Origin of the sequence: Geothrix campi (assembly GCF_024609265.1) — a bacterium.
Taxonomy (GTDB): Bacteria; Acidobacteriota; Holophagae; order Holophagales; family Holophagaceae; genus Geothrix; species Geothrix campi.
Genome location: NZ_JANHMP010000002.1, coordinates 311,572 through 325,769, shown reverse-complemented (window position 1 = coordinate 325,769; position 14,198 = coordinate 311,572). Strand labels below are relative to the sequence as shown.

Here is a 14,198-nt window from a genome sequence, read left to right as displayed (position 1 = left end):
GCCGAGCTGAGCGCGGGGGCCCGGGGGTGTGCGCGCAGCGCAGAACCCCCGGACAGCATCAATCGGCCAGCGTGCTCAGATCCCCCGGATCCTGTCCGAGCGCCTCGGCCTTGAGGGCGCGGCGGACGATCTTGCCGGAGCGGGTCTTGGGCAGGCTGGCGCGAATCTGGATCTCGCTGGGCATGGCGATGCCGCCCAGATCCTCGCGGACGTGATCCTTGAGGCTGGCGATGAGGCCCGGGCCCGTGGCGACCCCCGCCCGCACCACCACGAAGGCCATGATGCGTTCGCCCTTGATGGGATCGGGCAGGCCCACCACGGCGCTTTCGGCCACGGCGGGATGGCGGATGAGCGAGCCCTCCACATCGGAGGTCCCGATGCGATGGCCCGCCACGTTCAGCACGTCATCCGAGCGACCCAGCACGGCGAAGTAGCCGTCCGCGTCCTTCACGGCCACGTCGCCGACCGTGTAGTAGCCCGGAATCTCCTTCCAGTAGTCCTCGTAGCGCTTGTGGTCGTTCCACACGGTGCGCAGCATGTACGGGAGCGGGAACTTGATGACGAGCAGCCCGCCCTGGCCGTCCGGAACCGGGGAGCCGTCCTTGTTCACCACGGCCAGCTGGGCCCCGGGCAGGGCCTTGCCGGCCTTGCCGGGCCGGACCTCGAAGGTGGGCAAGGTACCGATCACCGGCCCCGCGATTTCCGTCTGCCACCAGTTGTCCACCACCTGGCCGTTCCCCTGGCCGACCAGGTGCTGCTGGGCCCAGCGGTGGGCCTCGGGGTTCAGCGGCTCGCCCGCACAGGCCAGGAGGCGCAGCTTGCTCAGATCGAACTTGCCGGGAGCCTCGGCGCCATGGCTCATCCACATGCGGACGGCCGTGGGCGCCGTGAACATCACGTTCACGCCGAACCGTTCGCAGATCTCCCAGGTGACCTCCGGGCTCGGGTAGTCCGGGGCGCCCTCGCGGCAGAGCACCGTGGCGCCGATGCTGAGGGGGCCGTAGACGATGAAGCTGTGCCCCACGATCCAGCCGATGTCCGAGGTGCTCCAGTAGATGTCGCGCTCCTGGATCTGGTAGAAGGCCTTGCTCAGGTAGTTCACGCCCACCAGGTAGCCGCCGGTCGCATGCACCACGCCCTTCGGTTTCCCGGTCGTTCCGCTGGTGTAGAGGATGAATAGGGGGTGTTCGGCATCCACCATCTCGGGCTCGCAGTGGATGTCGCGCCCCTGCTGGATGTCGTAGAAGTCCTTCTCGCGCTCGCTGGCGAAGGTCACGGGGGCATCGCCGGGCCGGGAGCCACGCCGGTGGACGATGACATGGTCCACGGAGGCCAGGTCGCGCACGGCCTCATCCACAATGGGCTTCAGGGGGATGGCCTTGCCGCGCCGGTAGGTGAAATCGGAGCAGACCACGACCTTGGCGCCGGCATCCTCGATGCGGGTGCGCAGGGCAGCTTGGCCCATGCCTGCGTAGACCACGCTGTGGATGGCGCCGATGCGGGCGCAGGCCAACATGGAGATGATGCCTTCCGGCGTGAGGGGCATGTAGAGGATGACCCGGTCGCCCTTCTTCACGCCCAGGCGCTTGAGGGTGTTGGCGAAGCGGTTCATCTCGCGGTAGAGGCGGTTGTAGGTGTAGGAGCGCTCGTCGCCGTCCTCGCCCACCCACAGCAGGGCGGCCTTGTTGCGCCGGTCGCTGTGCACATGGCGGTCGATGCAGTTCACGGTGGCATTGAGCTTGCCGCCCAGGAACCAGGCGTGGTTGGGCGCGTTGAACTCGAAGACCTTCGTCCAGGGCTCGGCCCAGTCCAGGGCCCGGGCCTTCTCGCCCCAGAAGGTCGCGGGATCGTCTTCGGCCAGGGCCCGCTCCACTTCGTAGTTGATGGCGGCCTGCTTGGCCAGCCAGCCCCGCATGGGGATGGGGGCCTCCCCCTTCTGCAGCGCCTGGATGGTCTTCTGCTGGGTGATGCTGATTTCCACGTCGCTCATGGAAGACTCCGAGAACGGGGTGAGGTGGATCGGTTGGATTGGTTGGGAGGGAAGGTAGCACGGGACCGCCGCAGCGTCTGCGAAGGATGACGGGGATCACAGGTACACTTTCCGGGGAGTTCCTCATGTCCAGACCCCCGAGCACCACCCACCCCTATGACCTGCATCCGAGCGTGGCCTACGTCCAGGGCATCCTCGCCAACCTCAAGTCGAAGACCGGGCGCACCCTGGAGGAATGGGTCGCCCTTGCCCAGAGCGAGGGCCCTCCGGATCGGAAGGCCTGCCAGGCTTGGCTCAAGATTCAGGGCCTGGGCACCAATCAGGCCGGGCTGGTCGCCCGGAGAGCCGAGGCCGTCCCCGGCCACGCCTTCGACGACACTCCCGAGGGCTACCTGGCCGCGGCCCCGGGCCATGTGGACGCCCAGTACGCCGGCAGAAAGGCTGCCCTGCGCCCCCTTTTCGAGCGCATCGTCACGCTGGCCCGAAGCCTGGGGGAGGACGTCAAGGTCTGCCCTTGCGAAACCCTCGTGCCCTTCTACCGGAACCACGTCTTCGCCGAAGTGAAGCCCTTCGCCTCTCGCCTGGACCTGGGCCTTTCCCTGGGTGATCCCGCCGCCGTGAAGGACTCCGGGGGTCACCTCAAGGACACCGGCGGCTTCGCGAAGAAGGACCGCATCACCCACAAGCTGGAGGTCACCTCCCAGGCGGACCTGGAGCTCGTTCGGCAGTGGCTGGAGCGGGCCTACCTGCGGGACCGGAACGAGTGAGCGCTTAGTACCGGCTCGCCGCATCCAGAGCGGCAAGATCCTCGCTCGCGAGTGCCAGGGAAGCGGCCCGGATCATGCTTTCGAGCTGATCCAGCGAGGTGGCGCTGGCGATGGGAGCGGTGACCTCCGGGCGGGCCATGAGCCAGGCCAGGGCGACCTCCGCAGGCTTCGCCTCAAGCCGGGCGGCGACCTCGTCGAGCGCCTGGAGGATGCGGAAACCACGCTCGTTGAGGTAGCCCTTGATCCCACCCCCGCGAGGGCTCTTCCCCAGGTCCGCCACGCCGCGGTATTTGCCGCTGAGGAAGCCCCGGGCCAGGCTGTAGTAGGTGATGACACCGAGCCCTTCGGCCATGCAGAGGTTGCGCAGCTCGTTATCGTAATTATTACGATCGTAAAGGTTGTACTCTGGCTGCAGCACCTCGTAACGCGGCAGGCCATGGGCCTCGGCGGCCGCCAGGGCCGCGTGCAACTGGGTCGCGTCGAAGTTCGAGGCTCCGATCGCCCGCACTTTGCCCGCCTCGATCAGCTTCTGATAGGCCGCCAGGGTCTCCTCGTGCGGCGTGTCCGGGTCGAACTTGTGGGACAGGTAGACATCGATGTGGTCGGTCTGGAGGCGGCGCAGAGAGTCCTCCACCGCCCGCTCGATCCAGGCCGCCGACAAGCCTTTCCGGTCGGGCGCCATCTGCATGCCGACCTTGGTGATGATGACCATGCGGTCCCGGTTGCCACGGGCGCGCATCCACTCGCCGATGAGGGTCTCCGACTCCCCACCGCTATTCCCGGGTTTCCAGGCCGAGTACACATCGGCGGTGTCGACGGTCTCGAAGCCGGCCCCGACGAAGCGATCGAGCAGGGCGAACGAAGTGGGCTTGTCGGCGGTCCAGCCGAACACGTTGCCGCCGAAGACCAGCGGTGAGATCGCGATCCCGGTCCGGCCGAGCTGGCGTTTGTGGCTCATGGCAGGGTTCTCCTTGGGTCCGGGGCGCTAGTGTATCGCCACACTCACGCGGGCCACCTTCAGCACGCGGTCGAGATCCTTCGGATCGAGCCCCACGAGGAACCCCCGGCTGCCACCATTGAGGTAGATGCGATCCAGGTCGAAGATGCTGGCCTCGGCATGGACGGGCATGGGTTTCTTGGTGCCAAGGGGGCTGGTGCCGCCCACCAGGTAGCCGCTGTGTCGGTTGGCCACCTCGGGCTTGCAGGGGTGCACTGCTTTGGCCCCGATCTGCCGGGCCAGTTCCTTCGTGCTCACCTCGCGGTCACCGTGCATGAGGATGATGAGGGGCGAGCCCTTTTCGTCTTCCATCACCAGGGTCTTGATGACGGCATGCTCCTCCACGCCCAGCTCCCGGGCGCTGACCGCCGTGCCGCCGTGGTCCTCGTAGCGGTAGAGGTGCTCGGTGTAGGCCACGCCCACCTGCTTGAGCAGCCGCGTGGCATTGGTGGAGGGAACCTTGGGACTCATGACGGAACCTCGGCCATGGCACCATGATTCCACGACTCGGCTGGAGGCCTCGTGTCCATGACGCCACCCGACCCCCTCCTCGCGATCGCCCTCGCCCTCGTGGCCCTGGGTCTCCTGGATCGCCTGGGGCTCTGGATGGAAGCCCGCGGCTGGATCTACTGGCGCAGACGGAGCGCCCAGGGTTCCGCCCTGGGGTCCACTTTCCTGGAACTGCAGAAGATCTTCGAATCAGGCAAGGCCGAGCACATCATCGAAGCCATGAACGACGGTCGGAAGGAAGCCCAGGATTCTCTCGCAGCCAAGCTGGCTGCGGATCACCGTGAGATCGATCACCTGTACCGGGAAGCCCGGGCGGCCGTGGAACAGCGACTCCAGGCCGAGGCCCATCGGGCCTTGGACCGGATCTGGATGCGCCTGGCGGTGCACATCCGGGCCGAACACAAGGCGCTCTTCCCCGCCGTCGCGGCGGCCCGGCCGGACCTGGGGGCCACCCTCCAGGCCCTGCGTGAAGACCACGACTTCTTCATGGCCACCCTGGCGGGCACCGTGAAGGCCCTGGAAGGGGCCGAGGTGGAATGGGCCACGGTCAGATCCGCGCTGGAGGCGGTCCACCGTCGTCTGGCCTCCCACAACACCCTTGAGGAGGAGCGGATCTACCCCCTGGTCGATCAATTCCCGGACGAACAGCGAAGGCAGCTGGTCGGCGATGTGTCCCGGGAACTGGCCTTGCTCCCCGCCCGCTACGAAGAGAGTTAGGGTTTGTTTTCAAAGTTGGGTGTGGCCGCGCAAGGGGCGCCGCCCAGCCGCACCCCTGGCTGCGTTGGCGACCTCGAACGATGTCCCGCATCGCCCTTCGGCCGCCGCCTCGCCATGGGCGCGGCTGGACGACGTCGCGGCTCGCATCCACTTTGAAAACAGACCCTAGCCCTCGAAAGCCCGGAACCTCGCCTCCTCCATCACCTCAATCCCGAAGACCTCGCGCAGAAGGGGGATGACCTCCTCCGGCGCCAGCTCGCGACCTTCGATCTTGTCGCCCCGGATCTCGGCGTAGGCACGGTTGCGCAGAATGCGCCGCACTTCGGGGCCCGACAACTGGGCCGTGAGCGTCTTCACGAAGCGCGACTCGGGGTAGGTGCTCGTGTAGTGGTTGGCCATCTCGAAATCAGGAGGAAAGCGCTCCTCGGCCCGGAACGCGTAGAGGTCCTCCCACGCGCCCTGCTGCCAGGACTGGAGGACGTTCAGGCGCTCCCCAACCGCCTCCTCCACCACGCGAAAGGTATTGAGGAACTGGGTATGGGCCTGCCCGTCCAGCGGCAGGGGATGAAGCAGGCCCTCCCCGCCGAAGCCCACGTCGCAGAGCCAGTGAAGACCCTCCATCCGGACCAGCAGCAGCATGTGGGTGCGGGGCAGCAGGGTCGTCGCGCCGCGGCGCACCCTGGCCTCGCAGGGGATGACTTCGAAGCCCAGCTGTCGCAGGACCGCCAGAAACAGGCTGTTCTGCTCGAAGCAGTAGCCGCCCCGTCGCCGCCGCACCAGCTTGTCCTGGAGCGAGGCCAGATCCAGGCGGATGGGCAGGCCCATCTGAACATCCAGGTTCTCGAAGGGGATGCTGGATGCGTGGGCCAGATGCAGGGTCCTGAGGCCAGCCAGATCCGCCCGGGGCGGGGCTGCGAGGCCGATGCGTCCCAGGTAGGCTTCCAGATCCAGGTCAGCGGACATACTGGGCTTCACCATTCCCGAAGGACCAGTCCACCAGCTCGTTCTCCACCAGGCAGATCAATACATCCTGGGGACGGAGGCCAGGGGCCTTCACCAGGTTCTCGACGATCCGGCGGTACAGCGCCTGCTTCGCCTCCACGGTGCGGCCCTTCCTGAGGGTGATCTGGATGGCCACCCATTCGGGCGACCGTTCGATGCCCAGGTAGTGCGCATCGAAGATCAGCCCCGTGGCGTGTTCCGTAAGGATGTGGAAGCGGTCGTCAGGGGGCACGTTCACGGCCGTGGCCAAGGCCTCCTGCACCCCATCCGACAGGGCTTGGCGATAGGTCTCCGTCACTCCAGCACGGTGGGAGATGCGGACGAGGGGCATGGGACCTCCTGGGGTGGAAAGTCGCCCATTCTAGCCTTGGTCGAGGTGGCGACAACCGTTTCTGAAGCCTTAGCGGCTGCCCCAGGCCGCCAGGTTTCTGCGGATCTGGGCAGTGTGGGCTTCCAGGTGGGCCGCGTAGCTGCTCAGCCAATCGTCGGTGCCGTAGGGGCCGCTGTGGGTGTGGCGTCCCATCCGGCCCCAGGCCTCGTCCGGCAACCGGTGGAGCGTGGCCACCGTATGGGCCCGCACCACCTCGATCAGCCGCAGGGCCAACTCCGGATCAGAAGCGTGATAGTCGAACCGCTTCGCCCATACGTTCTCGTCGTAGCCCACGATGAGCGGTTCCGGCTCGGCCAGCAGGAGCCGGATGCGGATGGCCGCGTAGGTCTCCGAATCCGCGCAGTGGACCACCACCTCGTGGGCGCTCCACTTGCCTTCGCCGGGGCGCCAGGTGCGGGCCTCCGCCGGCACTTCCTCCCAGGCCTGGCGGAGGAACGCGGGTCCCTGGCGGTAGCGGAGGAGATGGGCTTCGCGGGTGGCGGCATCAAAGGACATGGGCACCTCGGGCTCAGTGTCCCATTCTTCCTGGCCCTTCAGGAATGGCTCAAAGGGCAGCCTGATCATAGACCTCGAATTGCGATGCAAGGCTGTCTATCATGGGCCAGATCCCCCTTCGGAGCCCCCATGTCTTCCCGATGCCTGACCAGCCTCGCCTTGGCCCTCGCGGCCAGCCTGCTCAACGCCCAGCGCCCCACCATCCAGGCCCCGCCTGCCAATGGAGGCACATCCGCGCCGCGCCCCGCGGCCGCGCCAGAGGCAGCCGAGCCCAAGCCCTACGACAAGGTGATCACCGCCGAGGCGAAGTCCCAGGAGGGCATGATCAAGGTCCACCAGCTGAAGGGCCGGCTCTACTTCGAGATCCCCAAGGCGCTGCTGGATCGCGAGCTGCTGCTGGTGGTCTCCGCCAACCGCACCCCGGCCAACATCGACCATGCGGGGAGGGTGCTCGATGCGGACACGGTGCGCTGGATCCTGAAGGAGCACCGGGTGCTGCTGCAGCAGGTCTCCCATTCGGTGGTGGCCGATCCCACCCAGCCCATCGCCAAGGCTGTGGCGGCCTCCACCAATGACACCATCCTCATGAGCTTCCCCGTGGAGGCCTTCGCCAAGGACGGTTCGCCCGTCATCGAGGTCACCCGCCTCTTCACCACGGAGATCCCCGAGTACAGCGCCCGCCAATTGCTGGGCGCCCAGCTGTTCGACCCCTCCCGCAGCTTCGTGGACAAGGTGAAGGCCTTCCCGGCCAACCTCAACATCGAAGCCCTGCAGACCTACAGCGTGCCCTTCAGCCCCGCGGGCGCCACGGCCCTTCCCGCGCCCTCGCCCTTCGGCACGCCCACGCTGCGGCCCGGCACCAGTGGCACCGTGGCGATGTTCTACTCCTTCGTCGAGTTGCCCGAAAAGCCCATGATGGCCCGCGTCTCCGACGAGCGCCTGGGCTTCTTCAGCGTGCGGAACACGGACTACGGGCGGCCCGAGCATGAGGCCGCCCGCCGGACCTACATCACCCGCTGGCGCCTGGAGAAGAAGGACCCCGCCGCCGCCGTGAGCGAGCCCGTCAAGCCCATCACCTTCTACATCGACCGCGCCACACCGGCCCAGTGGGTGCCCTTCGTGAAGAAGGGCGTGGAGGCCTGGCAGCCCGCCTTCGAGGGTGCGGGTTTCAAGGGGGCCATCGTCGCGAAGCTGGCGCCCACCAAGGAGGAGGATCCCGACTTCGACGCCGGGGACGCCCGCTACTCGGTGATCCGCTGGGTGCCCTCGCCGGTCGCCAACGCCTACGGGCCCCACATCAGCGATCCCCGCACCGGCGAGATCCTGGAAGCCGACATCGTGATCTACCACAACATCCTCCAGCTCCAGCGCGACTGGTACTTCACCCAGGTGGCGCCCCTGGACAAGCGAGCCCAGACCCTGCCCCTGCCGGACGACCTCATGGGCGAGCTGCTGGCCTACGTCGTGACCCACGAGGTGGGCCACTCCCTGGGCTTCCCCCACAACTTCAAGGCCAGTTCCCAGTACCCCTTCGAGAAGATCCGCGACAAGGCCTGGGTGAAGAAGATGGGCCATGTGTCCACCCTCATGGACTACTGCCGCTTCAACTACGTGGCCCAACCCGAAGACGGCTTCGATCCTGCAGACCTGATCCCGAAGCTCGGCCCCTACGACAAGTTCGCCGTGAAGTGGGGCTACACACCGATCCCCGCGGCGAAGACCACCGATGATGAGAAGGCCACCCTCAACGATTGGCTGAAGGTCCAGGAGGCGGAGCCCTGGCTCCGGTTCTCCACCGCCGGCGGCGCGGGCGTCGATCCTGGCGAGCAGACCGAAGCCGTGGGCGACGCGGATGCCGTGAAGGCCACGACGCTCGGCACGAAGAACCTCCAGCGCGTGGTCGGGTTCCTGCCGAAGGCGGCCTTGAAGCCGGGCGAGGACTTCAAGGACTTCGCCCACCTCTACGAGGCCATCTGGGGCCAGTGGCGCCGGGAGCTGGGCCACGTGGCCGTGCTCGTGGGCGGCTTCGACACCGAGAACAAGCACGCCGGACAGGACGGCGGCCGGTTCACGCCCGTGCCCCGGGCCCGCCAAGCCGAGGCCGTGAAGTACCTCAACGGGACCGTCTTCAAGACGCCCACCTGGCTGATGGATCCGGCCCTACTGGCCAAGCTGGAGCCCGACGCGGGACAGGTCCGACTGCTGACCGCACAGCGCGGCGTGCTGACCACCCTGCTGGACCGTGCCCGCCTGTCCCGACTGGAAGAACAGGAGGCCCTGCAGGGGGACAAGGCTTACACCGCCACCCAGCTGCTGACGGACCTGCGCGGCGGCGTCTTCACCGAGCTGCAGGCCCCCGGGGCCAAGGTCGCCCCGGCCCGGCGGAACCTCCAGCGCGCCTACCTGGAGCTCCTGGGCAACCTGTTGAACCAGGCTCCGGCCCCCAGCCTGGCCATGGGCGGGCTCGGCATGTCTCAGCTGCCCGTGAACACCAGCGACGACACCCGCGGCGTGGTCCGCGCCGAGCTGAAGGCTCTCCAGGCCCTGGTGTCCCGACCCGGCGGCGACAAGGCCCTCCGCGCCCACCTGGATGACCTGAAGGACCAGATCGCCCGGATTCTCGATCCTAAGTTCGCGGCGCCCTCCGCGTCCACCGGTGCCACGATCACCACTCGCCGGGCCAGCGAGACCTGCTGGCCCGGCCTGGAAGACCTCCAGGATTGAAAGAAGGAGATTCCATGCGCTCCCCGCTGCTCCGCTCCCTGGCTCCGCTCGCTGTCGGCCTGATGGCCCTGTCTCCTCTGCGTGGAGGGGACCGGGTGACGGGCCGGGCCTTTGCCACCCGCTCCGAGGTGGCCGCCCAGCACGGCATGGCCTGTACGAGCCAGGCCCTGGTAACACAGATCGCGCTCGACATCCTCAAGCAGGGCGGCTCCGCCGTGGATGCGGCCATCGCTGCGGACGCGGCCCTGGGCCTCATGGAGCCCACGGGCAGCGGCATGGGGGGCGACCTCTACGCTATCGTGTGGGACGCGAAGGCGAAGAAGCTCCACGGCCTCAACGGCAGCGGACGCTCGCCGAAATCGCTCACCCTCGATCACTTCAAGAAGCTGGGCCTGAAGCACATCCCGGCCCAGGGGCCGCTCCCTGTGAGCGTGCCCGGCTGCGTGGACGGCTGGTTCGAGCTCCACAAGAAGTTCGGCAAGCTGCCCATGGCCCAGGTGCTGGCCCCGGCCATCAAGTACGCGAAGGAGGGCTTCCCCGTCAGCGAGCTCATCGCCTACTACTGGGACCGCAGCGTGCCCGTGCTGGGCAAGTATCCGGGCTTCCTCGAAACCTTCACCGTGGACGGCAAGCGGGGCCCCGTGAGCGGCGAGGTCTTCCGCAACCCGCGCCTGGCCCGGACGCTGGAGCTCCTGGCCAGGGATGGCCGCGACGCCTTCTACAAGGGCGAGATCGCCCGGAAGATCGATGCCTACATGGAGGCCAACGGCGGCTTCCTCAGCTACGAGGACCTGGCGGCCCACCACTCGGACTGGGTGGAACCCGTCAGCGTCAACTACCGCGGCTACGACGTGTGGGAGCTGCCCCCCAATGGCCAGGGCATCGCGGCGCTCCAGATGCTGAACATCCTCGAGGGCTACGACTTCTCGAAGATCCCCTTCGGCAGCCCGCAGCATGTGCACCTGTTCGCGGAGGCCAAGAAGCTGGCCTTCGAGGACCGGGCCAAGTTCTACGCCGATGCCGCCTTCATGAAGGTGCCGCTCTCCTGGCTGCTATCAAAGGACTACGCGGCCCAGCGGCGGGCTCTCATCGGTGACCGCGCTTCGCGCCGCCTGGAGGCCGGCCACCCGCCCCTGAAGGAAGGCGACACGGTCTACCTCACCACCGCCGACGGCGAGGGCAACATGGTGAGCCTCATCCAGAGCAACTACCGCGGCATGGGCAGCGGCATGACGCCCGGTGACCTGGGCTTCTGTCTCCAGGACCGCGGTGAGCTGTTCAATCTCGAAGAAGGCAACGCCAACACCTACGCGCCGGGCAAGCGGCCCTTCCACACCATCATCCCCGGCTTCATCACCAAGGACGGCCGGCCCTTCCTCAGCTACGGCGTCATGGGCGGCGAGTTCCAGCCCATGGGCCATGTCCAGATCGTCATGAACCTCATCGACTTCGCCATGAACGCCCAGGAGGCCGGCGACGCCCCCCGAATGAGCCACGACGGCTCCCCGGAGCCCACGGGCGAGAAGGGGAAGCTGCCAGGTACCATCCAGCTGGAAAGCGGCTTCCCCTACGAGACCGTCCGCGAGCTGATGAACCGCGGCCACGGCGTGGGCTGGATGTTCGGCGGCTACGGCGGCTACCAGGCCATCCGCTGGGACCCCACGCAGAAGGTCTACTTCGGGGCCAGCGAGTCGCGGAAGGACGGCCAGGCGGCAGGCTACTAGGAATTAGCCTCGAAGACGGCGCCCGTGGGCGCTCCTCCCGAATCGCCCATGTAGAATGGACGTGGCGGGAGTCTATGCCTGCCCTCTGCGGGGGATGGTGCCCCGCCAAAGCCATATCGTTCGCGCCAAGGGGCGTTTCCAGGGGAGTTGACCGTGCTGCAAGCCTATCGCCAACACGTTGCCGAGCGTGCCGCCCTCGGGATTCCGCCCCTGCCGCTCACCGAGGCCCAGACCGACGAGCTCACCCACCTGCTGGCCAACGCTCCCAAGGGTGAGGAGGCCTTCCTCCTCGACCTGCTGACCCACCGCGTCCCCGCCGGCGTGGACGACGCCGCCCGCGTGAAGGCCGCCTTCCTGGCCGCCGTGGCCAGCGGCAAGGAGAAGGTGGCCCTGGTCTCCCGCGAGAAGGCCACGGAGCTGCTGGGCACCATGCTGGGCGGCTTCAACGTGAAGCCCCTCATCGACCTGCTGGACGACGCCACCGTGGGCGGGATCGCCGCCGAGGGCCTCAAGAAGACCCTGCTGGTCTTCGATGCCTTCGCCGACGTGAAGGCCAAGGCCGACCAGGGCAATGCGAACGCGAAGGCCGTGCTGAAGTCCTGGGCCGAGGCCGAGTGGTTCACCAGCCGCCCCGAGGTGCCACAGAGCCTGACCCTGACGGTCTTCAAGGTCAGCGGCGAAACCAACACCGACGACCTCTCCCCCGCCCCCGATGCCTGGAGTCGCCCCGACATCCCACTTCACGCCGTGGCCATGTTGAAGAACGCCCGCCCCGGCATCACCCCTGACGAGCCCGGCAAGGTGGGCCCCCTCAGGCAGCTGGAGGCCCTCAAGGCCAAGGGCAACCTCGTGGCCTACGTGGGCGATGTGGTGGGCACGGGATCGAGCCGCAAGTCCGCCACCAACTCCGTGCTGTGGTTCACGGGCGAAGACATCCCCTTCGTGCCCAACAAGCGCTTCGGCGGCGTGTGCCTGGGCTCCAAGATCGCCCCCATCTTCTACAACACCATGGAAGACGCTGGTGCCCTGCCCATCGAACTCGACGTCAATGGCATGGAGATGGGCGATGTCATCGAGCTGCGCCCCTACGAAGGCAAGGCCCTGAAGAACGGGAAGGTCATTTCGGAATTCAAGGTGAAGTCCGACGTGATCTTCGACGAAGTCCGCGCCGGCGGCCGTATCCCCCTCATCGTCGGCCGCGGTCTCACGGCCAAGGCCCGGGCAGCTCTGGGTCTGCCGGCCTCCACCACCTTCCGGCTACCGGCCGTGCCCAAGGACACCGGCAAGGGCTTCTCCCTGGCCCAGAAAATGGTGGGCAAAGCCTGTGGTGTGGCCGGCATCCGCCCCGGCACCTACTGCGAGCCGAAGATGACCACCGTGGGTTCCCAGGACACCACAGGCCCCATGACCCGCGACGAGCTGAAGGACTTGGCCTGCCTCCAGTTCTCTGCCGACATGGTGATGCAGTCCTTCTGCCACACTGCGCCCTACCCCAAGCCCGTGGACGTGAAGACCCACCGCGAGCTGCCGCCCTTCATCACCAACCGCGGCGGCGTGTCCCTGAAGCCCGGCGACGGCGTCATCCACAGCTGGTTGAACCGCCTGCTCCTGCCCGACACGGTCGGCACCGGGGGCGACTCCCACACCCGCTTCCCCATCGGCATCTCCTTCCCCGCGGGCTCGGGCCTGGTGGCCTTCGCCGCCGCCACGGGCGTCATGCCCCTGGACATGCCGGAGTCCGTGCTGGTGCGCTTCAAGGGTGAGCTGCAGCCCGGCGTCACCCTGCGCGACCTGGTGAACGCCATCCCCTACTACGCCATCCAGCAGGGGCTGCTCACCGTCGAGAAGAAGGGCAAGAAGAATATCTTCAGCGGCCGCATCCTCGAGATCGAGGGCCTCCCCAAGCTCAAGGTGGAGCAGGCCTTCGAGCTGTCCGACGCCTCCGCCGAGCGGTCCGCCGCCGGCTGCGCCGTGCGCTTGGACAAGGAACCGATCATCGAGTACATGACCTCGAACATCACGCTCATGAAGTGGATGATCGCCAACGGCTACGAGCACCGCGAGACGCTGGAGAACCGCATCAAGGCCATGCAGGCCTGGATCGCCCAGCCCGAGCTGCTGGCGCCGGATGCGGACGCCGAGTACGCCGCCGTCATCGAGATCAACCTCGCCGACGTGAAGGAACCCATCGTGGCCTGTCCCAACGATCCGGATGACGTGAAGCTGCTGTCCGCCGTGGCCGGTGACACGATCGACGAGGTGTTCATCGGCTCCTGCATGACCAACATCGGCCACTTCCGCGCCGCCGGGAAGCTGCTGGACGGCAAGACCGACCTCGCCACCCGCCTGTGGATCGCCCCGCCCACCAAGATGGATGCCTACGTCCTCACCCAGGAGGGTTACTACGGCATCCTCGGCCGCACCGGGGCCCGCATGGAGATGCCCGGCTGCTCCCTGTGCATGGGCAATCAGGCCCAGGTCCGCAAGGGCAGCACGGCCATGTCCACCTCCACCCGCAACTTCCCGAACCGCCTGGGCCTCGATACCCGCGTCTACCTAGGCTCCGCGGAACTCGCCGCCATCTGCGCCCTGCTGGGAAAGATCCCCACCGTGGCCGAGTACATGGCCCAGATCGGCGTCGTGGGGCAGAAGGCGGGCGACATCTACCGCTACATGAACTTCGACCAGATTGCGGACTTCCGCGAGATCGCCGACACCGTCCAGGTGTAGTGAATTCGCCACAGATGGACAAGACCCTAGACCCCCGCCAACGCATGCGTTGGCGGGGGGATAAACACAGATGAGACGGAACCAATCCGTGTTCATCTGTGTTCATCCGTGGCAACAAACTTCTTTTGTGCTAGTCTCATCAGTTCTTGAC

At 67.2% G+C, this 14,198-nt stretch carries 11 protein-coding genes; 5 read left to right on the top strand and 6 right to left on the bottom strand.

The annotated features are described in order from the left end of the window. Positions 1 to 58 precede the first annotated feature (58 nt). Positions 59 to 1,990 (bottom strand): acetate--CoA ligase, encoded by a 1,932-nt coding sequence (gene acs / locus NOV65_RS10610; RefSeq protein ID WP_257306430.1) that lies wholly within the window; start codon positions 1,988 to 1,990, stop codon positions 59 to 61. 125 nt (positions 1,991 to 2,115) lie between these two features. Between acs and NOV65_RS10605 the strand changes: the two genes are divergently transcribed. Then, complete coding sequence (locus tag NOV65_RS10605; RefSeq protein WP_257306429.1) at positions 2,116 to 2,757, top strand: DUF4287 domain-containing protein; 642 nt, start codon at positions 2,116 to 2,118, stop codon at positions 2,755 to 2,757. A 4-nt stretch (positions 2,758 to 2,761) separates the two neighbouring features. On the opposite strand, the gene NOV65_RS10600 is transcribed toward NOV65_RS10605, so the two are convergent. Together NOV65_RS10600 and ybaK are read right to left on the bottom strand one after the other, a co-directional pair. Next, complete coding sequence (locus tag NOV65_RS10600) at positions 2,762 to 3,715, bottom strand: aldo/keto reductase (protein ID WP_257306428.1); 954 nt, start codon at positions 3,713 to 3,715, stop codon at positions 2,762 to 2,764. A 27-nt stretch (positions 3,716 to 3,742) separates the two neighbouring features. Next, complete coding sequence (gene ybaK, locus NOV65_RS10595; RefSeq protein ID WP_257306427.1) at positions 3,743 to 4,225, bottom strand: Cys-tRNA(Pro) deacylase; 483 nt, start codon at positions 4,223 to 4,225, stop codon at positions 3,743 to 3,745. Positions 4,226 to 4,282: 57 nt separating this feature from the next. Here ybaK and NOV65_RS10590 point away from each other — a divergent pair, with 57 nt between their 5' ends. Next, positions 4,283 to 4,981: a hemerythrin domain-containing protein gene (locus tag NOV65_RS10590; RefSeq protein ID WP_257306426.1), complete on the top strand. Its 699-nt coding sequence runs from the start codon at positions 4,283 to 4,285 to the stop codon at positions 4,979 to 4,981. Between the two features lie 165 nt (positions 4,982 to 5,146). Here NOV65_RS10590 and NOV65_RS10585 read toward each other — a convergent pair whose 3' ends face one another. From NOV65_RS10585 to NOV65_RS10575, 3 genes are all read right to left on the bottom strand, one after another. Continuing rightward, a complete protein-coding gene (locus NOV65_RS10585; protein ID WP_257306425.1) occupies positions 5,147 to 5,944 on the bottom strand; it encodes an arylamine N-acetyltransferase family protein in 798 nt (265 codons plus the stop codon). Then, positions 5,934 to 6,314, bottom strand: coding sequence for a tautomerase family protein (locus tag NOV65_RS10580; protein WP_257306424.1), 381 nt, complete (start codon positions 6,312 to 6,314; stop codon positions 5,934 to 5,936). Before NOV65_RS10580 ends, NOV65_RS10585 begins: the two co-directional genes overlap by 11 nt. A 69-nt stretch (positions 6,315 to 6,383) precedes the next feature. After that, positions 6,384 to 6,869, bottom strand: a complete 486-nt coding sequence (locus NOV65_RS10575; RefSeq protein ID WP_257306423.1) for a DinB family protein — start codon at positions 6,867 to 6,869, stop codon at positions 6,384 to 6,386. Positions 6,870 to 6,998: 129 nt separating this feature from the next. On the opposite strand from NOV65_RS10575, the gene NOV65_RS10570 reads away from it, so the two are divergent. The 3 genes from NOV65_RS10570 to acnB all read left to right on the top strand — a co-directional run bounded on the left by NOV65_RS10570 (position 6,999) and on the right by acnB (position 14,047). Next, a complete protein-coding gene (locus NOV65_RS10570) occupies positions 6,999 to 9,593 on the top strand; it encodes a zinc-dependent metalloprotease (RefSeq protein WP_257306422.1) in 2,595 nt (864 codons plus the stop codon). Between the two features lie 14 nt (positions 9,594 to 9,607). Beyond that, entirely contained in the window at positions 9,608 to 11,317 is a 1,710-nt protein-coding gene (gene ggt, locus NOV65_RS10565) for a gamma-glutamyltransferase (protein ID WP_257306421.1), read from the top strand. 153 nt (positions 11,318 to 11,470) lie between these two features. Next, entirely contained in the window at positions 11,471 to 14,047 is a 2,577-nt protein-coding gene (acnB, locus tag NOV65_RS10560) for a bifunctional aconitate hydratase 2/2-methylisocitrate dehydratase (RefSeq protein WP_257306420.1), read from the top strand. The last annotated feature ends 151 nt before the right edge of the window (positions 14,048 to 14,198 follow it).